Source organism: Novosphingobium sp. (assembly GCF_031424035.1).
GTDB lineage: Bacteria > Pseudomonadota > Alphaproteobacteria > Sphingomonadales > Sphingomonadaceae > Novosphingobium.
The window spans coordinates 1-17812 of record NZ_JANPGP010000013.1; the positions used below are offsets into that span (position 1 = coordinate 1).

A 17812-nucleotide genomic window follows, 5' to 3' on the forward strand; every position below is an offset into this window, starting at 1 on the left:
TCCCTATGACCAGTTTCCGCATTACAAATTCCCCTCTTTTTGGAATTGATGCCACCGAGTTGCGACTGTCTATCGCCTAAGGTTTTGCCGCGCAAGCGGTCAAAGGCAGCACCTGTTGCAGGAATGCCGCATTTTCCATGCTTTGGTCAAGAAAATCATCACAAAAGACACCACTTTTCCGGGTTTTGCATGCAAATGAGCCACACTACACACTCTGACCGCGCTCAGGCGGCGGGCAGCAGGCCGACTTCGACCATTCGCTCCAGCAGGGCTGCGATCGCAACGCGAGCTTGTAAATCAACGGTTTCGCCACCTTGTGGGGTCTGGACAGCGGCGGGAGCTGACCACTGGCCCATGCGATAGCGCATGATCTGGCCGCTCGCGCTTTCCGTCACAGCCATTCCCTCGTGCGGTCCTACGAACAGCCAGTTGCCCGCCGCATGGCAAGCGATGCTGCCAGCTTTCCCTGCCCAGTCGCCCAGCGGATTTGCCCCGACGATCCAACAAGCGCCATCGACTGGCGATAGTGGCGGCGAAGTGGCTACGCCTTCAATCCTAGTATTCAGCAGCGCGTCGATTCGCATCAATGCCTCGTTGACGAAAGCTTCCTTCTGCGCCTGCCCCGGATAAAGCAGGGGCAAGGCCATGCGCGGGGTCTGCGCTTCGAACGCGATAATGTCGCTCATCTTACAAGCTCCTGTTATTTCAATTTGTTAACTGCAGCGCCAGTCCATCCGACAAAGCAAACTTGCCTTGCTGGCGGACGACGAATGTCCCTGTGGCCAAGTCGGGCTGCAGAGCGGCCAGCTCCCCGGCGGAGATCGCCAGTTCGGGCTGCGCAGTCGCCCACATCGCCAGTCGCGCCCCGCCTGCTTCAAGCGTAACAACGTAGTTCTCGGCCTCTTCGTTGAGCGGCACGTCGACGCCGTCGGCCCAAACCCACGCACCGCGTGCCCGCCGTGTCCAGCGCAGGTGCAAGGCCCCGGCGGTATCGAAATCCCACTTTGGTCGGATCGGACAGAGGGGCCGCCTCGCAATACCGCGGCAAGCGATATCACTGAGCACCGGCGCATCTTCGGCAAGGCCGATCGCAGCAATCCGGGAGCCTGGCTGGTCGCCGACGAGAACCGCATCGAGTTCTGTCGCCTCACCATCGAGCAGGACGAAGGATTCGCCTGGTCCATGATTGCCGATGGCCGCCTCGGTCCCGCCGCGACCGCGCAACAGGCCGGAGAGCCGCCATATGCCGCCGCCAAGCGCTTCGGTATGTTTGAACTGGAGCAGTTCCCGCCCGACCAGCGCGCGGTTTGCGCCGCTTGCCAGCTGGGCCATGGTGACCGGCACCAGCACTGCTGCTGGATCGACCAAGTCGACGTCGATGTGGTTCCCGCGATCGAAAATCTCGGGCGATGCTGGCGGAAGTGCGCTTGCAACGCTGCCCATCACTGCACGCGCCCGGCCCGTCGAGCCGATGCGGAGCAATTGGCCATCGCCGCGATCGACAAAAAGCGCTGCACCTGGCCAGCCGGGGGAGGAGGATGAGGCAGCGGCAAACAGCTGGGCGCCGTCCCCCGTACCAGTACCGTCCCAAGGCAGCTCGAAGGCCTGGAGCACTGTCGCTCCGGCCACAGTGTCCATCGGCGCGTTTGACCGGCCCGGATCAGCCGGCAGCGATACCATGCCGGCATCCGAGATGCGCGAAAGCGACATTTCTACCCCGCCTTCGCGCCACTCCCAGTCTTCGACCCGCCAGATGCCTGGCTCGCCCGCCATCCTGACCATTGATCCCGGAACGATCGACGTATCGAGCTGAGCGCTGCGCCACGACAGACTCTGCCGCGCCCAGCCGGTGCGGCGGGCGAGCCGGGCGCAGACCTGCCGCGCATTGGCGGCCGTCATCGCGACCGGCAAATCAACCGTGCCCGGCTGGCCTGCTGCCGGACGGCCTGGTGCGCGCTGCAAGCCCGGCTGGTAATCGCGATCGACATCGTAATAGCGCAGGATACCGGGTCGGGCCGCCAAGGGGGGAAGCCGTTTGCGGGCGAACCCTTGCTGCACGCCGAAAGCGCCGTCTGCGACCGAGATCGCCGGGTCGGAAAGGATCGTAGGATCGGCAACGCCTTCTCGCCAGATGGTCAGCGTTTCTCCGCTGACATTGCAATCGAGCGGATAGGCAAGATCGAGCTGAGAAAGCAGGTCGGCCAGCGGGCCTTCGCAGGACAGACCTTCGATTTCGGGAAATTGCACTGCCGCTGAAACATCATCGACGATGTCATCAAACAGGTCTTGTGCCGTCGGCGCGCCATCGTCGGCAAAGACTTCGAATGTCAGTGCGGGGATGCGGTTGCCGAAATCGCCCAGGTGCAGATCCTCAAACACGACATAGGCCATGTCGCGATAGGCGGGACATTGGCCCAGCCCTTCGGCGGCAAGCAAAAGCGAATCGGGATTCTGGTCGCCGTGGCCATTATGGAAGCGGAACTGGCCGCCAGTTTTCATGTCGCCCGAGGCTCCGCGGAGCAGGTTGCCGTCGGCCCAGATGCGCCCGATGCCCTGAAGTGGCCGGCTCGACAACGCGATCGCGAGCGACGCCGAATAGTTGTAGGTCGTGTACGAAGGCTTGCCCTTGCCGCCGCCCTGCTTTTCCTTTTGCTCAACCAGATCGGTCGACCAGATGATCGTTCCGGCCGTGCGCATACGCCCGAACAGCCGGGGAACCGGCGAGCCATAGCTCGACGTGCTGACCGAAAGCTCCTTGAGCCGCGCCCCTTCGCGCGACGGCGAGCCAAGGATTGCCTTGTCCAGGCTGCGGCCCACCAGCGCACCGATGGCACCGCCCAGCGGGCCGCCGAACAGGGTTCCGACAGCAGAAAACAGTAATGTTGCCATGGTTCTAGCTCACACCAGCCGCCAACGGCGGATTACGGGGAATCGGTCGGATATTGCGGTGACGACGACACGGCGCAGACCCGCGTGCGCCTCGATCCAGGTCCCGCCGCGCAAACCGGCGATGGCGAAATGCATCTGCGAGGCGGACGGCTTCAGCAGCAGCACATCGCCGGGCAGAACCGGACCGGTTGCTGGTGCGAAGCCGCGCTGATCGGCGATTGCATCAAGATCGGGCCACTGGCCGGTGCGAAGCGCATAACCATTGGGAAACAGCGCTTTGCAGCCGATCGCAGCCAGCGCACAATCGATCAGGCCGATGCAGTCCAGCCCGGTACGCGGATCGCGGCCATGAAGGCGAAAGGGCGTGCCGGCCATGCCCTCGGCTGCTTTCGCCAGTTCAATCCCGGTCATGCGGAAGGCGATGGATAGCGGGCGATCAGGTCATTGCCGGGCAGGAAGGGCTCGCCGCGAAAGTTCTCGGCATTGGCGAAGCGGCTTGCGCAGGTGGCAACCGTCCGGTCACACCCTTCGCGCAGGAACACCCGCGAACCTGCCGGGATTGCCTGATCGAGCGGCATGGCAAGGGTCAATTGGTTGCCGGCGACTGCGGCAATCTCGACCGTCAACCCGGTCAGAGGGCCGTCGATCCAGCGCAAATAGCCGCTCTGGAGGGTGTCGGTTGCGATACTGCCATCGATCGTGACAGTGTTGGCGAACAGGTCGGCGGCGCTGACGCGCGCCTCGATGGTAAAGCGCGCCGCCGAGAGGCCGCAGCCCGGTCCGCAGAACTCCGCGCGGCAGGTAGGACTGGTGCGCGGGATCGGGTCGCGCTGAAGCTCGGCCTTGCGCGACACCAGTTCGGCGGAGAACTTGCCGTCCTGTTCCTCGACCTGGCCAATGGCACCGCGGTAAAGCACGTGGCGTTCCAGCGTCTGCCAGTCGACAACGCCGATGGCGACGCGCGCGCCGTCGAACCGGCCAGCGGCAAGGTCCGCCTGCGAAATCGATTCGTGGCTGAGCGCGCCTTCGACTTCGGCGCTATCGGGTTCAAGGTCGGCGCTGCGGCGGATGGCGGAGGGCAGCATCCCCGGCATCGCGCGGTGTACCAGACCGTCGAACCACAGGTCCGCATCATGGGTTGTGAAGCCGAGCGCAACCCCGTCACGCCGGGCGACGCGCCAGAAGGTCGCCACGGTCTCGAGCGCGCCCGAGAACCAAACGCGGCTCATGTCGCTTCCCGCACTTCGATGACCGGCACTGTCGGTGCCTCGCCGGCGGCGAAGCTGGTGCCCGAGACCTGGAGATTGTCTTCGGCAAATCGCACCGGCACGTCGAACAGGAACCCAGCGCGCACTTCGGCGCCGGCAGCAGGTGCGGCGGCAAAGGTGATAACGCCCAAGGGCCCGAGCACCCAGCCCGAGGTCTGGACGACGCCGCCCACCTGCACTGTCAGGCTATCGGCACGCGGCCGGGTGATACGGCGCAATTGCGCGTCCTCGCCATCGCCATAACGCTTCACGAGCGCGAATTCGGTCTTCGCGCCATTGCCCAGGCCCAGTAACTGATCATCGGGCGTGGGCGTGCCGATCATGGCGTTCGAGCTGCAGTCCGTCGGATCGCGCAGACGGAACCCGCGCGCCGCGCCGCGCCGGGCGCGGAAGAAGGCGATGAGCTGGCCGAGTTCGTGCTCCGAACGGATTCCGGGGCCGACATCAAAGCGCAGCCGCGCGTTCGACCAGAGGCTGTTGCGCCGCTCGAAACCCGAGGCGGTGACCGAAACACTGGTCGAAAATTCAGGGGTCACCGTGGCGTCGCGGCCAAGCGCGATGGGATAGGCAATATCGTCGAAGGCCTGCATGGGATTGTCCTCGTGAAATTGGGGCAAGCGAACGAAACCGTCGCGGCACACCTGCGGCAGGGCCCAGACGAAGGTTTCGTGGGCGCCGCGCACCAATGCCTCGTCGATGCCGAGGTCGATTTCGCGCCACAGCTCGCGGCTGGCACCTGCAGGCACGAAGCCGGCAAGGTAGTCCTGCTCAGCGGGCGGATAGCCAAGGCGTCCATTGACCAGCGCATAGCCAGCGCGGCGGCTGGCGGCCTTGCCGGCGGTGAGCCAGTCGTAGTCCTCGACCTGCAAGCGGTCGAAAGCCGGGCTGGCCCAGCCGAGCGGCAAGTTGGCGCGCAGGGCTTCGGGCGTTGCGGGGTCCAGCACGGTCGGCAGGAATGTCAGCAGCAGCACTTCCGCATCTGCCGGGGCAACGGCGGTGCGCACCGCATCGCGCAAGGCAGCGGTGGATGCCGCCAACAGCGCGCCTGCCGAATCGAGCAGGGCCTTCTGCGGAGCGGTCAGGCTGGCTGTGAGATCGACGATCTCCGGCGGAGTGCCGCCAAGCGCCGCTCGGGCCGCATCATCGTAGATGCAGATCCGCCGCTGGGCATCGACCCACCACCACGGCTCGCCAATCTGGAAGCGGACCGGAACGCCCGCATCCTGCATCATCGCGGCAGTCGACTGGCCAACTTTGCGAAGCCACGTCATCGCATCGGCATTGGCGGGGGAGAGCAGTGCGGAGGGCGGTACCCAGCCGGTCCGGGCGGGAGAGCCATCGAACGCGCGCTGCTGCCAAGCCACCGGACAATGCTGCGCCAGCAATTCGTAGGACAGCGAAGCAATCGGCGAATAGCCCGCCTCTCCGCACGCGGCGAAGTAGGCTCGGTGCCATTTATCTGCCGGTTTGCAGAAGGCAGCCGCCACCGGATCGACAAGGAAACCGCCGCCCTGAGCCGCGAGCGGGAAGAAATGGCTCATGCCCAGGTAGTGCAAGACCGAGCCGCGATAGCCGAGGCCGCGCAGATTGCGGATCAGGCGCTGCGGCGTCTGGTTGCAGCTGTCGTCATAGGCAGTGGCACAGGCGAGCCCGTTTGCCGGCACCAGCACGTCGCCAATCTCCAGCATGGAACGCGCGCCCGTGCAGGCAATCCCGGTCAGCTCCGCCCAGGCCTCAACCGGGGCGGCGAGCGGTACCGTGCTGCCGGGCACGAAGACCGGCGGGACAAGAGAAATGAACAGGCGGTCGATTGCCGCCGGATGGACAGGTTCCCCGCCCCCTTCCCAGCCCGCCGCGAGCGTACGGAAGGGGATGCGAACGAGCGCGTCCTCGCCCGTGCCCTCGGCATAGTTCCACAGCCGGACATACCAGGTGCGAGGGCCTCCGGCAGCGTCCTTCCCCTCGATGGTAAGGGTCGGGCCATTGACGCCGTCAAGCGGCACCAGCCCCGAAGAGCGCCAGCGGAACGACAGCGTCGCACCGGTGTAATCCCGGTCGGTGCGGTAAGCGAGCAGCGGGTGGTCGAGCTTGTCCTCGCTGTCCCAGATCAAGCCGGCGAGATCGCCCGCCGCCATGAACACGGCGTCGATCCGCAGCGCATCAGGGGCGGTGACGACGGCGCTGGCCATCATCGGGCGGGGGAAATCTATCGTCCAGAAGCGCGGGTCGAACCGCTGGATCCAGTCGCTGTCCTGCCCTTCGCGGGCATCGGCAAGCCAGAAGGCCATGGGTCAATATCCTCAGAAATCGCGCAGGGCGCGGCGCACGGCGCTGGCGACCTGGCGGCTCGATCGTTGCAATGCCTGACTTGCGGCGGGGGACGACGGAGCATTGACGTTAATGGCGATGCGCACCTCGCGCGAAGGCGAGGAACCGCTGCCATTGTCGATCCGCCCGGCCTGGGTTGGCACGAACAGTTCCGGTCCGCGCTCTCCGACAAGGTAGCCGCGTCCCGGCGAAACCGACCCCCCGATTGCCCGCCCCGGAAAGCCGAGGACATTGCCCAGCAGGCTGCCGAAGTTGAACAGTCCGCCGAAGCCGCCGCCCCCACCACTTCCGCCGCCAAGCCCGCCCATCGAATTGAGCAGGGTCTGCACCGCCTGGGCAGCAATGTCGTTGATCACGTTCAAGGCAATTCGCCGCAGGTCCTCGAAACCAAGGCTGCCGCGCCGGATCGCGCCGACCAGCCCGCGTTCAAGCACGTTGCCGGCTTGTTCGAAGCCCGACAGCAGCGTGCCGTCAAAGGCCCCGCGCATCTGGGCGATGTCCTGCGCGAAGCCCTGCGTAGAGGCGCGCACATCGACCAGCAGCGTATCGACAGTATCAGCCATGGTCCTGCTCCATCATGCGGGAAATATCGTCACGCGAAACGCCGCTACTCTCGCCCGGAGGGGCAAGGATCGCGGCCAGTTCCGCCGGAGTTGCGGTCCAGAATTCGGCGGGCCGCCAGCCAAAAGTGCGCGCCGCGAAAGCGCACAGCCGCAAGGCCGAGGCTCCGAAGCGCGGCTCGCTCACGCCTGGCCCTGAAGGATCTGGCCGAGCAGTGCTCGCAGCGGCCGGGCGCAGACGGCAAGGCCCTGCGCGGCGACCGCCTCACCCACCTGATCGCGGGTCAGGCCTTCGCGTTCGGCAAGGCAGTGCCAGAACAGCGCCGCCATCTCGCCCAGCCGGAGCTGGCCGGATCCGGCGCGGTCAACCAGCGCGAACAACGGGCCGAGTTCCTCCTCGGCAGCAACCAGCGCCGAGAAGGACGGGCGCAGCAGGTGTGTCTGTCCGGCGATGACCAGTTCGGCTTCGCCGCGCAGGGGATTTGCGGCAGGGCTCACGCCGGCACCACTTCGCCCGAGCTTTCGAGCACCAGAGAGTAATTGCGCTCGCCGTTGTAATCGCCCGAATAGTCGAGCCGCTGGACGAGGAAGCGGCCACGCATCTTCGCGCCGTCCTCAAAGCTCAGTTCATAGTCGGCGATCGTGCCGGCGAGGACGTGAGCGCGAACCTGATCTTCGGCCGCACTGCCAAGGAAAATGCCGGCGGCATTGACCGAGACCTGGCGGATGCCGGCACCCGAAAGCAGTTCGCGCCAGCCACCGGAACTCTGGTTGGTGATGACCACCGTATCGCCGGTGATCGACATCTGCGTGGTGCGGAGGCCAGCGACGGTATTGTAGACCGCTGGCGTGGCACCGTTGGAAATCTTGAGCAGGAAGGCAGCGCCTTTTTGAGCCGACACAGCGGTTCTCCTTGAAGTGGGTGGAAAGTCAAACCGCCATCAGGCGGAAACGGTATTCGATCAGGATCGCGCGGGTGTTTCCCGCACGCTGTTCGGCTCGGCTGCGCAGGAACTGGGTGGTGATGAGGTCGAAGCCGGCCTGCGCGCGCGGCATGGCGGCGACCCGGCTTTCGATGGCGGCGACAAGACTGGCGGCGCTTTCGGGCCGGTCGCCGCGGCACTGCAGTTCAAGGGCGAGGCGCAGTTCACGCCCCGTCCGGTCCTTGACGCTCCAATCAGCCCCCGCGCTGGCGGCAAGCGCCAGCCACGGCAGCGCGGTGCGCGCCGGAGCTTCCTCGACAATGGCGTTGAGCGCGCCGGACAGCGCCGGATCGGCGGCAAGCCAGGCCAGCAGAGCAGCGCGGAAGGGGACTTCCATCGGCATCATCCTTTGGTGAACAGCGGCCAGAGCAGCGCCGCCTTGCGCCAGCGGGTCGCGCTACGCGTTTGGCCCAGCAGGTCATCCTGCGCCTGCGCTTCGGCCAGCGCCTTTGCTTTTCCGACAAGACGCGCAGCAAGCGCGGCGAGATCGGGCTCAAGTTTCGCGGTGATCATGCCAGCCGCAGTCGCCGCCACGGTCGCCACAGCGCCGCGACCGCGGCGGGCGGATGCGTTTCAGCCCCGCCGTCATCCCGCTGTCGGTACTGATAAGCCGCCAGCCGGACGACGCCATGACGCAGCCCTTGCGGCAGGGCATTCCAACCAGGCGCGAGGCCGGCGGTGAAGCGCACCGCGACCCGCGTGGCGAGCCCGGGATCGATAACCCGCACGAGGCCTTCGCCATCGGCCGAGAGGTCGATGGCGAAGGCACTTGTGCCAATCGCCGTGCGCGGGCCGGTCATGGGAATGGCTTCGACGAGGCTGATCACCTGAACCGGGCGCGTGTCGAGCACGGTCCAGCCGGCGGTGACCGGCAGGACTTCCTCGCAGACAGATTCGATCGGCAATGTGCCGGTGAACGCCTCGCAACTTTCCAGCGCGGCGAGCAGCAGGGCGGCAAGCGTGGCATCCTCGCCCGTGGTGGTGATGCCGAGCCATTCCTTGAGCTCGGCGAGCGCCTCTGGCGCCAGCGCCGGTGAGGCGATGATGACCCGCTTCATGCGTGATCTCCGTTTTATGAGGGGTAGCAGGGAGAGTCTTTGTCAGGTGCGCCAGTCGCATCCGCGACTGGCTTGCGGCACCGGCCCGCTCCCCCTCCCGGCTACCCATTCCAGAATATCCTGCCGATGGGTGGCCGGGAGGGGGGCGGGCCGGTGCCGTAGGAAAAGCCGGATGGCTTTTCCGCACCCGGTTCGACCGAACCGGGACTAATCAAACAAGGCACCCGCGCCGTCCGCGGGGGACGAGGGCCGCTGGACGACGCGGGCGCAATCCGGCCGGTGCGCGAGAGGGGCGCGCAGACCGGCCGGCTTATCAACCGGATCAGGTCGAGATCTTGAGCAGCTTGATTGCATCCGAATCGAGCACCTGACCGCCCACGCGCTTTGTCGCGTAGAAGTGGACGAAGGGCTTGTTGGTGTACGGATCGCGCAGGATCGACGTCGCGGTCCGCTCGGTGATCAGGTAGCCATTGCGGAAGTTGCCGAAAGCGATCGGCAAGGCATTGGCTGCGACATCAGGCATGTCTTCGGCTTCGATCACCGGATAGCCGAGCAGGCGGGCCGGCTGGCCTTCCATGATGCCCGGCTGCCACAGGAATGAACCGTCAGCCGCCTTGAGCTTGCGGACGATCGACAGGGTTGCCGAATTCATCACGAAGACCGCGCCCTGACGGTGGCCCGGACGCAGCGAGTGCACCAGATCGATGAGCTTCAGTTCGGGAGCCGCGTCAAAGCCGGTGGCATTGCCGCTGCCGATGTACTGCAGCGAACCGAAAGCGCGGGCAGCGTCGGCGGTTGCCGCCGTAGTGCCGGCCAGGAACCCCTTGGGCTGGTTGGTACCGGTGCCATTGACGTAAGCCGCACCTTCGGCCCGGGCGAATTCGGCCGCGATTTCGCTCGCCAGCCAATCGTCGAGTTTGAACGCCGCGTCGTCGAGCATCGCCTGGCTCGCTGCCGGGTTGGCATAGAGTTCGCCCGAGGGCGGCGCGATTTCGGCGAACTTGGGCGTCTGGGTTTCCGGACGGGCACCGGTTTCGCTGACCCAGCCCGAGGCAACGCCCGAAGTGGTGATCAGCTTGCGGTAACCGGCCGTGCCGACCTGGACGATCTGGGCGATGCCGCGGATTGGGCTCAGCTTCTTGAGCTGGGCCGAAATGCGCTCGTCGATTTCGCGCGGGACGGCATAGCCACCATCGGCGAGGACCGCGCCGGACAGCGACTTCATTTCGTTTTCGCGGCCAAGGCGCAGGTAGCCGTCAACGAAGCTCTTGACCTCGATAGTCGGTGCCGGCGCGCCGCCGTCAAGCACCGGGCGCGATGCGGCGCGCGAAACCTTGTCGAGGCGCGACTTCACTTCCTCGACATCGCCGCGCAGGCCCTCGATCGCGGCATCGCTCGCGTCCTGGCGGGCGACGATGTCGAAGGAGGTGTCGAGCGAGTCGACAGGGGTGGAATTATCCATGGGGCAGTTCACCTTTCACGAAAAAGGCCGCCTGCCCCATGGAATTGGGGAGGCGGCCGGGGAATGTTTGAAATAGTGGAGTTTATTCGACGAGATGCACCCGCGCGCCGTGCTGCATCGGGTGGGAAACAAGGCTGACTTCAAAGAGCCGGAGGTCGGAAATCTCGCGGCCAATGCCATCGTTCTTTGCCTCGCGCACGCGGTAGCCGAACGACAGGCCGGTGACCGAACCGCGCTTCAGCGCCGCCGCCGCCCCGCCCGCCGGATTGTCGATCCGGGCGAGGACGCGCAGACCGCGCGTGTCTTCCTCGACCTTTTCGATCCAGCCGATCCGCAGGTCAGCGCGGTGTTGCCAGAGCAGCGGCAGCGGTGCTGCCTGTTCGGCGATGCTGCTGGCAAAGGCGCCCGGCACGATGACATCGAGCCCGGAATCCCGCTTGCCGAACAGCGCGGCATAGCCGGCGAAACGAAGAGGCTTGGTGTCGGCGCTCATGACAGCAGGTCCGAGAAGCCAAGGCGATAGGCCAGCCCGATCAGCAGCAGCGCCAGCACCCCGCGCACCGTCCACGAAATGAAGGCGCGCCAGGCCGAGCGCTTGGCATCGCGCCACGCGGCGAGCAATTCGCGTAGCTGCGCCATGTCCTCGTGTGCCTTGGCATCATCGAGGCCCATGCGGCGCAAGACGCGTTCGGCGCCGAGCTCGCTCGATTCCTCGACCACGGCGCGGAGCGTCACTAGGTCAGCGCCAGAACCTGCTGCCTGCGCGATCAGCCCGGCGAGCATGTCTTCTCGGTTCATGATTTGTTCCTGATATTGGGGGTTTTCAGGGTCTTGGTCGCGGTTTCATCGGCGCGCGGAGGCAGGCCGAGCATGGTCCGTTTTTCATCGTCCGAAAGGAAATCGGCACCGCTGACCTGCGCCCAGAGCCGCTCGCGATCCTCAGCCAGCGCCGGAATCTTGTCGAGATCGACGCTCAGCTTCGCATCAGGGAACCACACCGCCAGCCCCTCACCCAGCGCAGCGAGCAGCTTGCCCGCCAGCGGTAGCAGCGTGAGCCGCCACAGCGCGCGGTTGGCCTCGCGGTAATTGGCGTAAGTCGAATCACCCGGCAGGCCGAGCAGCATTGGCGGCACGCCAAAGGCCAGCGCGATATCGCGTGCGGCAGCGGCCTTCAGCGCGGCAAAATCCATGTCGGCCGGCGACAGTGACAGCGACTGCCACTTGAGCCCGCCCTCCAGCAGCATCGGCCGCCCGGCATTGTCGCGGCCCGAAAAGGCGCTGGCGAGTTCGGCCTTGAGCCGGTCGAACTGTTCGCCGGTCAGCCCGCCGGCATCCCCGCTATCATAGACCAGCGCGCCGGATGGCCGCGCCGAATTGTCGAGCAGCGCGCGGTTCCAGTTCGACGCGGCATTGTGCACCGCCACCGCTTGGTCCGCAGCCGAAAGGCAGCCTGCGCCGTAATGATCGTCCGCCGGGTGGAAGTGGCGAATGTGGATGATGTTGGGGCTGGCGTCCTCATCAAGCACCGGCAGCGACACCTGGCTTTCGCCGACGCGGTAGATCCACGCCACCGGCCAACCATCCTCGCCAAGCTGAGCGCTCATCCGTTCGGGGCGGAGTGCGAACAGTTCGACCGGCACCCCGCGCCCGTCCTTGATCACCTGAACATAGGCATTGCCGTGCAGCACCAGATGGGCGCTGAGCGTTTCGAGCAAGGGCTGCCCGGCGCTGGTCTCGGCGATCAGCGCTGCGAGCTTCTCGTCAGCGGGAGCAAGCGGGGCCTGCCCGACTGATTCCGCCACCAGCCGCACCGCGCGCTGCGCCACCGGGTTATCAAGATAGGCCCGCTTGACCGCGCCCTGATACTCAAACGGCGCCCGCGAGGCATGGGCCTCGGCAAGGATCCACGGCGAATTGTAAGTGCGCGCCAACGGCACGCGGTCGCCCCCGCCCTTGAAGGCGGCGGCAAGCGTCTGGAGGAAGGTCATGAGGGGCCTTTCGTCTGTCAGTATTCGTAATGGACGCGCGGCGAGGAGCGCCCCCGCAAGCACAGTTCGGTCATCGCCCAGACCAGCGCATCGGCGCGGTCGGGGGAGCGGCCGGGGCCCTGGTAGGCACCACCGGAAATGATTCCGCAGAGCTCGTCTTCCAGCGCCGGGAAAGTCCCGGAGTGGCGGACGCGGCCGGCCTCATAAAGCGCGGCGACAGGCTCGGCCCGTGCCACCTTGCCGCGGGTGGCGTGAACCAGCCGCAGCGGCAGCGCGATCTCGGCGGCGCGCAGCACGGATTCGACCATGGCCCCGCCCTGGTTGGCCTCGGCCACCACCCGGTCCGCCTGCCAGACGCGCGCCGCATTGGCGACGGCGCGGGCCCAGCGTTCGGGGCTGGGCTTGGTCACGCTGGCATCGGCGAGCACGCGCACCGCGCCGTCCTCTCCCAATGCACAGACAATAATGCCGCAGGCGTCACCGCCAGCCGAGGCCGGCGGATCGACCCCGATCACCGTTCGTGTGGGCGGCGCGGAAGCCGAAGCCTCGCGCGCCGCCTCGATCATGGCGCGGGTCCACAGCGCGCCTTCGATATCTTCGAGCAATTCGCCGTTCAGTTCCTGCCGCCCGAGCAGGCTTGAGCCATATTCGCGGCGCATGGCGGAAACGAAGCGCAGCGGCAGGTTGGCGGCATTGTCATATGTCGAACCGCGCGTGACGGCGACCGTGCCGCCATCCGCGCCGGCGAGCAGCCGGGTAACCAGTGGCACCGCGCGCGGTGTGGTGGTGGCCACCACGCAGGGATGCTCGCCAAGCCGGAGGCCCATCATCAGGTTGTCCCATGCCGCTTCAGCCTTCGCCGCATCCCACTTCGCCACTTCATCGCACCAGGCGTGGCTATGCTGCGGGCCGCGCAAGGACTCCGCTTCTGCCGCTGAATAGAGCTGTGCCTGCGCCCCGTTGGGCCAGGTCAGCTTGCGCAGCGACGATTCATACAGCGGCCGCTGTTCTGGCCGGGCAATGGCCAGCAGGCCGCTTTCGCCTTCGACCATCACCCGGCGCGCTTCGCCCAGCGAGGACGCGATCAAGGCAATCCGCGCCTCGGGAAAGCGGCGGGCCAATTCACGGACCCATTCCGCCCCGGCGCGGGTTTTGCCAAAGCCGCGTCCGGCCAGCAGCAGCCAGGTCTGCCAGTCACCCTGCGGCGCGCGCTGCTGCGGGCGGGACCAGACGTCCCAGAACCAGCGAATGCGATCTTTCTCGGACTTCCCAAGTGTGGCTAGGAATTTCTGGCGCTCGTCATCCTCCATCGCCAGGAGCGACGTTCGGCTAACCCGCTTCATCGGCGAGCATTTTGGCAACCGCTTTTTCACGGCTGCGCATGGCATCAAGCTTGGCATTGATCGAAGCGAGGATTTCCTCCTCGCTCTCATCTTCGCGCTGGGCCTTGGTTCGCGCGACCATGTCCTTGTGCTGGGTCAGTTGGCGAAAGGCGATGGCGTTGTCGAACTTCGGCGCCTCGCTGTCCTTGCTTTCTCCCATGCGCAGCCGGTGCAGCAGTTCCATTTCAAGGTTGTCGTAGCCTTCGCACAGGGCATCGAACCAGCGGCGGCGAAATTCAGCATCTTCGCGGCGCGTCTTGTAGACCCAGCTCAGGCTGATGTCGGCAGCGGCAGCCGCGGCGGAAATGTTGGAGGTATCGGCCAGAGTGGCCAGAAACGTGGTGCGCCAGTTCTTGGGCGCGCCAAAACGGCGACGGGATTGCGACGGCTGCTTGCCGTCCGGCAAGTCGGACATGAGCAGGGGGTTTCCGGATATGGGAGGGAGAGGACGATGAAGGCGGGATAATTAGGTGACGTCCCGAATCGGTTCATCGCGATGTTCTATATATGTACCGAAAGAGCGTGACGATGTCAAGAGCAAAGAACCATATCGGTTAATCACGGGCTATGCTTGCCCCGTTCCGGTGCTGCCGATATGAGGGCGCGCGACTGATCCGGCCATATGCCTTTGCAGGGGAATCCAATGCTTCGCCGCCTTTACGAATGGACAATGGCCAAGGCATCGGATCCGCGCGCCGAATGGTGGCTGGCCGCGTTCTCCTTCATGGAATCGAGCTTCTTCCCGATCCCGCCGCACCCGCTGCTGGGATTGATGTGTCTGGCCGAGCCGAAAAAGGCGATGCGCTTTGCCCTGATCACGACGATCAGTTCCGTGATTGGCGGCCTGTTCGGCTATGCCATCGGCTACTTCGTGTTCGAAGCACTCGGCGCGCAGATCCTTGACGTGCTCGGGCTCGCGCAAAGCTTCCCCAAGGCAGCCTGCTATCTGCGCGAATACGGCGTGGAGATCATCCTGATCAAGGGCGCGACTCCGATCCCGTTCAAGCTGCTGACCATCACCGCTGGCTTCATCGCCATGCCGCTGGTGCCCTTCGTGCTTGCCAGCATGGCCAGTCGCGGCTTCCAGTTCCTGCTTGTCGGCGGTCTGTTCCGCCTGTTCGGCGCGCCGATCAAGCGCTTCATCGACAAGTATCTGGCGTTGGTTTCTGCCGGCTTCGTGGTGCTGGTCGTCGGCGGGTTCATCCTGGCGGCCTACATGAGCGGCACCCCTGGCAAGACCAGCGCCAAATGCGAAAACCCGGCGGCGATCAGCGCGCCGGCTTGAGCTACACGTGCCGGATGCGTTACAAAACCGCTGTCATTTCCCGGCGTGGATGCAGCTCAGGCCAGTCTTGAGCTCAGGTTCACAAATTCACTTTTTGGACAGTGCGTTCGCCTCGGCCAAGGCCTTGTCCAGCAACGGGCGCATCGCCGCATAGCCGGCGGCGGTGGGATGGGTGCCATCGTCGGACAGGCCCGATTTGAAGCCGCCGTCGGCGCTCGCCAGCACGGCGTGATAGTCCGCCAGGATCAGCCCTTTCTCCTGCGCCAGCGCGCGCAGCCAACGGTTCTGTTCTGCGATCACAGCGGCTGGCAAATGATGCGGATCAAAAGGGTTCTTCAACATTGGCGGCATGGTGCCGAGAATCACGGTGATCCCGTTGGACTTTGCCAGGTCGACGATTGCCCGCATCGTGCCCTGCCAGATAGCGGGGGTAGCCGGACCGTGTACGCCAAGCACGTCATTGGTGCCCGCCAACAAGTGAACTATGCGTGGCCGCAACTCGACTACATCTGACGGGAACCGCGTGAGCACCTGCGCTGCCGAATGACCCGGAATGCCGCGGTTGAGCCGCGTCTTGCCAAACAGTGCGGGGTCGGCGGCCAGCCAGTGCTGAGTAATCGAATCGCCAATGAAGACAATATCGACCGTCTGGCCAGACTGCAGCGCTTCGGCGTTCTGCCCGGCAAAGGCGCAGGCTCCAGTCCAGTTGTCGAAAACGGGAGTGTCGCCGGAAAGGTACCGTATCCAGAGCCCGGCAAGGTGGAGGCTGCCAGAGCCGGTCTGCTCGCAGGCGGCCGGGTTCATCCCGCGCACTGCCGGACGAAGCCAGATGGTTGCGAAATGGGCCACGCCAACCAGCGCGAGGAGATAAAGCGCGACGCGCCCCGTCCGTCTGGCGATGTGTACGGCCCTGCCGGTCATCCCGGCCCTAGACCAGGATGCCAGCCGCCGCGCCGGCCCGCTTGAACATGCCGATGATCGTCTGCACCTGCTCGGCTGTGTGTTCGGCGCAGAGCGAGCAGCGCAGCAGGGTCATGTTGGCGGGCGTTGCCGGCGGACGGGCGAGGTTCACATAGAGCCCTTCGTTCAGCAGGGCCTCCCACATCGCGGCGCCGCGTTCCAGATCGGGCATGATGACCGAGATAATCGCGCTTTGCGGGCTATCGGTACCAAGCTGGAAGCCGGCATCCTTCAGCCCCTTGTGCAACGTCTTCGAATTTTCCCAAAGGTGAGCGCGCTTGTCACCCGCGTGCATCAGCTTGCGGATCGAAGTGCAGGCCGTGGCGACAACGCTGGGCGGCAGGCTCGCGGTGAAGACATAGGGGCGGCAGACCAGCCGCAGGATTTCGAACTTCGGGTGGTTGGATACGCAGAAGCCGCCGACCGTGCCGACCGACTTGGAGAAGGTGCCGATGACGAAATCTACATCGTCAAGGCAGCCCTGATCTTCCGCTACGCCGCGACCCTTGGGGCCGATGAAGCCCATCGAATGCGCCTCGTCGACCAGCACCATCGCGCCGTTTTCCTTGGCGACGCGGATCATTTCCTTGAGCGGGGCGATATCGCCGAGCATCGAATAGACGCCTTCGAGGATGACCAGCTTGCCGGCGCCTTCGGGAATGCGCTTGAGCCGCTTTTCCATCGCCTCGATATCGTTGTGCCTGAACGGCACGACCTCGGCATCGCCCAGCTTGCAGCCATCCCAGATCGAGGCATGGCTATCGATATCGAGAATGATGTAGTCGCCTTTGCCGGCAACCGTGGAAATGATTCCGAGGTTAGCCTGGTACCCGGTCGAGAAAACCATGGCGTGTTTCATGCCGTAGAATTCGCAGAGCGCTTCCTCGACCGCGCGGTGTCCAACATAGGTGCCGTTGAGCACCCGGCTCCCGGTGGTGCCGGCGCCGAATTCTTCGAGCGCTTTCTTGCCGGATTCGATGACGTCCGGATCGAAAGTCATGCCCATGTAGTTGTAGGTGCCGAGCAGGATCGTCTCGCGCCCGTTGCAAATCGCCACGGTGGGGGAGAGCACTTTTTCCATGACCATGCCGAAGGGATCGGTCTGGCCGGCGGACAGCAGATTGGTCCGCAGCTGAATCAGCGGGTCGAATTTGGAAAACAGGTCAACCGATCCGCCCACCACTTCAACCGGACGGTCAGCCTCGTCGATACCATCGCTCATGACATGCCCCTCAGCCCTGCAACTTGACGACAGCATCGACGAGCTGGCCGTAATTCTCGATCTCAGCCTGCTGGTTCATCGAAATGATGATGTCAAATTCGTCCTCGATGGCGGCGACGAAATCCATCACCGACAGGCTGTCGAGCTCAAGATCCTCGGCAAAAGTCGTCGCGTCGGTGATTTCGACGCCCTTCTTGTTGAAAGGGTCGATCAGCTCGCGAATCCTCTCGTCGGTGGCTTGGCGGTCCATCAATAAGGTGCTCCCGAAATCTGCAGTTGCGAATTCACCGGCCCCTTGGCCAACGATTGAGGCCGAAAAGCGGCGCTGGCAGCCAAATGTCAAGCCTTGGCAAGCGCGCCGTCCGCGGGCATCAAGGGCACCAGGCCGGAAAACAGGGTGCGATTTCATCCAGCTCCCGGTGGTGTC

General features: G+C 65.1%; 22 protein-coding genes. 1 reads left to right on the top strand and 21 read right to left on the bottom strand.

Annotation, left to right across the window (positions count from 1 at the left end; genetic code table 11):
• Positions 1-224: 224 nt before the first annotated feature.
• From RMO89_RS01365 to RMO89_RS01450, 18 genes are all read right to left on the bottom strand, one after another.
• The gene (locus tag RMO89_RS01365) at positions 225-686 is read right to left on the bottom strand and encodes a DUF2793 domain-containing protein (protein WP_310530762.1); all 462 of its coding nucleotides are present in this window, start codon (positions 684-686) and stop codon (positions 225-227) included.
• Positions 687-705: 19 nt separating this feature from the next.
• The gene (locus RMO89_RS01370; RefSeq protein ID WP_310530763.1) at positions 706-2889 is read right to left on the bottom strand and encodes a phage tail protein; all 2184 of its coding nucleotides are present in this window, start codon (positions 2887-2889) and stop codon (positions 706-708) included.
• Between the two features lie 9 nt (positions 2890-2898).
• On the bottom strand, positions 2899-3300 hold the full coding sequence (locus tag RMO89_RS01375; RefSeq protein WP_310530764.1) for a hypothetical protein: 402 nt from the start codon (positions 3298-3300) through the stop codon (positions 2899-2901).
• Positions 3297-4118 carry a DUF2163 domain-containing protein gene (locus tag RMO89_RS01380; RefSeq protein WP_310530766.1) on the bottom strand — a complete coding sequence of 274 codons (822 nt, stop codon included), beginning with the start codon at positions 4116-4118 and terminating at the stop codon, positions 3297-3299. Before RMO89_RS01380 ends, RMO89_RS01375 begins: the two co-directional genes overlap by 4 nt.
• Positions 4115-6445: a DUF2460 domain-containing protein gene (locus RMO89_RS01385; RefSeq protein ID WP_310530767.1), complete on the bottom strand. Its 2331-nt coding sequence runs from the start codon at positions 6443-6445 to the stop codon at positions 4115-4117. Before RMO89_RS01385 ends, RMO89_RS01380 begins: the two co-directional genes overlap by 4 nt.
• A gap of 12 nt (positions 6446-6457) precedes the next feature.
• On the bottom strand, positions 6458-7048 hold the full coding sequence (locus RMO89_RS01390; RefSeq protein ID WP_310530768.1) for a tail tape measure protein: 591 nt from the start codon (positions 7046-7048) through the stop codon (positions 6458-6460).
• Entirely contained in the window at positions 7041-7232 is a 192-nt protein-coding gene (locus RMO89_RS01395; RefSeq protein WP_310530770.1) for a phage tail assembly chaperone, read from the bottom strand. Before RMO89_RS01395 ends, RMO89_RS01390 begins: the two co-directional genes overlap by 8 nt.
• A complete protein-coding gene (locus tag RMO89_RS01400) occupies positions 7229-7543 on the bottom strand; it encodes a gene transfer agent family protein (protein WP_310530771.1) in 315 nt (104 codons plus the stop codon). The genes RMO89_RS01395 and RMO89_RS01400 overlap by 4 nt, the downstream gene beginning before the upstream one ends.
• A complete protein-coding gene (locus tag RMO89_RS01405; RefSeq protein WP_310530772.1) occupies positions 7540-7947 on the bottom strand; it encodes a phage major tail protein, TP901-1 family in 408 nt (135 codons plus the stop codon). Before RMO89_RS01405 ends, RMO89_RS01400 begins: the two co-directional genes overlap by 4 nt.
• Positions 7948-7975: 28 nt before the next feature.
• The gene (locus tag RMO89_RS01410; RefSeq protein ID WP_310530773.1) at positions 7976-8365 is read right to left on the bottom strand and encodes a DUF3168 domain-containing protein; all 390 of its coding nucleotides are present in this window, start codon (positions 8363-8365) and stop codon (positions 7976-7978) included.
• Positions 8366-8370: 5 nt separating this feature from the next.
• Positions 8371-8541, bottom strand: a complete 171-nt coding sequence (locus RMO89_RS01415; protein WP_310530774.1) for a hypothetical protein — start codon at positions 8539-8541, stop codon at positions 8371-8373.
• A complete protein-coding gene (locus RMO89_RS01420) occupies positions 8538-9086 on the bottom strand; it encodes a hypothetical protein (protein WP_310530776.1) in 549 nt (182 codons plus the stop codon). Before RMO89_RS01420 ends, RMO89_RS01415 begins: the two co-directional genes overlap by 4 nt.
• A gap of 322 nt (positions 9087-9408) precedes the next feature.
• Positions 9409-10548 carry a phage major capsid protein gene (locus RMO89_RS01425; RefSeq protein ID WP_310530777.1) on the bottom strand — a complete coding sequence of 380 codons (1140 nt, stop codon included), beginning with the start codon at positions 10546-10548 and terminating at the stop codon, positions 9409-9411.
• 82 nt (positions 10549-10630) lie between these two features.
• Positions 10631-11041 (bottom strand): HK97 family phage prohead protease, encoded by a 411-nt coding sequence (locus RMO89_RS01430; RefSeq protein ID WP_310530778.1) that lies wholly within the window; start codon positions 11039-11041, stop codon positions 10631-10633.
• Complete coding sequence (locus RMO89_RS01435) at positions 11038-11346, bottom strand: DUF6127 family protein (protein ID WP_310530780.1); 309 nt, start codon at positions 11344-11346, stop codon at positions 11038-11040. The genes RMO89_RS01430 and RMO89_RS01435 overlap by 4 nt, the downstream gene beginning before the upstream one ends.
• Positions 11343-12536 carry a phage portal protein gene (locus tag RMO89_RS01440; protein ID WP_310530781.1) on the bottom strand — a complete coding sequence of 398 codons (1194 nt, stop codon included), beginning with the start codon at positions 12534-12536 and terminating at the stop codon, positions 11343-11345. Before RMO89_RS01440 ends, RMO89_RS01435 begins: the two co-directional genes overlap by 4 nt.
• A gap of 17 nt (positions 12537-12553) precedes the next feature.
• On the bottom strand, positions 12554-13879 hold the full coding sequence (locus RMO89_RS01445) for a terminase large subunit domain-containing protein (RefSeq protein WP_310530783.1): 1326 nt from the start codon (positions 13877-13879) through the stop codon (positions 12554-12556).
• The gene (locus tag RMO89_RS01450) at positions 13866-14333 is read right to left on the bottom strand and encodes a hypothetical protein (protein ID WP_310530784.1); all 468 of its coding nucleotides are present in this window, start codon (positions 14331-14333) and stop codon (positions 13866-13868) included. Before RMO89_RS01450 ends, RMO89_RS01445 begins: the two co-directional genes overlap by 14 nt.
• Before the next feature lie 228 nt (positions 14334-14561).
• Here RMO89_RS01450 and RMO89_RS01455 point away from each other — a divergent pair, with 228 nt between their 5' ends.
• On the top strand, positions 14562-15203 hold the full coding sequence (locus tag RMO89_RS01455; RefSeq protein ID WP_310530785.1) for a YqaA family protein: 642 nt from the start codon (positions 14562-14564) through the stop codon (positions 15201-15203).
• Positions 15204-15290: 87 nt separating this feature from the next.
• On the opposite strand, the gene RMO89_RS01460 is transcribed toward RMO89_RS01455, so the two are convergent.
• From RMO89_RS01460 to RMO89_RS01470, 3 genes are read right to left on the bottom strand one after another with little or no spacing between them, the layout of a single operon-like run.
• On the bottom strand, positions 15291-16124 hold the full coding sequence (locus RMO89_RS01460) for a GDSL-type esterase/lipase family protein (RefSeq protein WP_310530786.1): 834 nt from the start codon (positions 16122-16124) through the stop codon (positions 15291-15293).
• A gap of 7 nt (positions 16125-16131) precedes the next feature.
• Positions 16132-17385 carry a serine palmitoyltransferase gene (gene spt, locus RMO89_RS01465; protein ID WP_310530787.1) on the bottom strand — a complete coding sequence of 418 codons (1254 nt, stop codon included), beginning with the start codon at positions 17383-17385 and terminating at the stop codon, positions 16132-16134.
• Positions 17386-17395: 10 nt separating this feature from the next.
• A complete protein-coding gene (locus RMO89_RS01470; protein WP_310530788.1) occupies positions 17396-17635 on the bottom strand; it encodes an acyl carrier protein in 240 nt (79 codons plus the stop codon).
• Positions 17636-17812 lie beyond the last annotated feature (177 nt).

What these genes read in the sequence shown, in the direction of transcription:
- RMO89_RS01415 (WP_310530774.1), bottom strand. Translation starts at nt 8,541, where the DNA reads ATGATCACCGCGAAACTTGAGCCCGATCTCGCCGCGCTTGCTGCGCGT.
- RMO89_RS01430 (WP_310530778.1), bottom strand. Translation starts at nt 11,041, where the DNA reads ATGAGCGCCGACACCAAGCCTCTTCGTTTCGCCGGCTATGCCGCGCTG.
- RMO89_RS01455 (WP_310530785.1), top strand. Translation starts at nt 14,562, where the DNA reads ATGCTTCGCCGCCTTTACGAATGGACAATGGCCAAGGCATCGGATCCG.
- RMO89_RS01435 (WP_310530780.1), bottom strand. Translation starts at nt 11,346, where the DNA reads ATGAACCGAGAAGACATGCTCGCCGGGCTGATCGCGCAGGCAGCAGGT.
- RMO89_RS01420 (WP_310530776.1), bottom strand. Translation starts at nt 9,086, where the DNA reads ATGAAGCGGGTCATCATCGCCTCACCGGCGCTGGCGCCAGAGGCGCTC.
- RMO89_RS01365 (WP_310530762.1), bottom strand. Translation starts at nt 686, where the DNA reads ATGAGCGACATTATCGCGTTCGAAGCGCAGACCCCGCGCATGGCCTTG.
- RMO89_RS01385 (WP_310530767.1), bottom strand. Translation starts at nt 6,445, where the DNA reads ATGGCCTTCTGGCTTGCCGATGCCCGCGAAGGGCAGGACAGCGACTGG.
- RMO89_RS01450 (WP_310530784.1), bottom strand. Translation starts at nt 14,333, where the DNA reads ATGTCCGACTTGCCGGACGGCAAGCAGCCGTCGCAATCCCGTCGCCGT.
- RMO89_RS01390 (WP_310530768.1), bottom strand. Translation starts at nt 7,048, where the DNA reads ATGGCTGATACTGTCGATACGCTGCTGGTCGATGTGCGCGCCTCTACG.
- RMO89_RS01460 (WP_310530786.1), bottom strand. Translation starts at nt 16,124, where the DNA reads ATGACCGGCAGGGCCGTACACATCGCCAGACGGACGGGGCGCGTCGCG.
- RMO89_RS01410 (WP_310530773.1), bottom strand. Translation starts at nt 8,365, where the DNA reads ATGGAAGTCCCCTTCCGCGCTGCTCTGCTGGCCTGGCTTGCCGCCGAT.
- RMO89_RS01440 (WP_310530781.1), bottom strand. Translation starts at nt 12,536, where the DNA reads ATGACCTTCCTCCAGACGCTTGCCGCCGCCTTCAAGGGCGGGGGCGAC.
- RMO89_RS01425 (WP_310530777.1), bottom strand. Translation starts at nt 10,548, where the DNA reads ATGGATAATTCCACCCCTGTCGACTCGCTCGACACCTCCTTCGACATC.
- RMO89_RS01375 (WP_310530764.1), bottom strand. Translation starts at nt 3,300, where the DNA reads ATGACCGGGATTGAACTGGCGAAAGCAGCCGAGGGCATGGCCGGCACG.
- RMO89_RS01380 (WP_310530766.1), bottom strand. Translation starts at nt 4,118, where the DNA reads ATGAGCCGCGTTTGGTTCTCGGGCGCGCTCGAGACCGTGGCGACCTTC.
- RMO89_RS01370 (WP_310530763.1), bottom strand. Translation starts at nt 2,889, where the DNA reads ATGGCAACATTACTGTTTTCTGCTGTCGGAACCCTGTTCGGCGGCCCG.
- RMO89_RS01470 (WP_310530788.1), bottom strand. Translation starts at nt 17,635, where the DNA reads ATGGACCGCCAAGCCACCGACGAGAGGATTCGCGAGCTGATCGACCCT.
- RMO89_RS01445 (WP_310530783.1), bottom strand. Translation starts at nt 13,879, where the DNA reads ATGAAGCGGGTTAGCCGAACGTCGCTCCTGGCGATGGAGGATGACGAG.
- spt (WP_310530787.1), bottom strand. Translation starts at nt 17,385, where the DNA reads ATGAGCGATGGTATCGACGAGGCTGACCGTCCGGTTGAAGTGGTGGGC.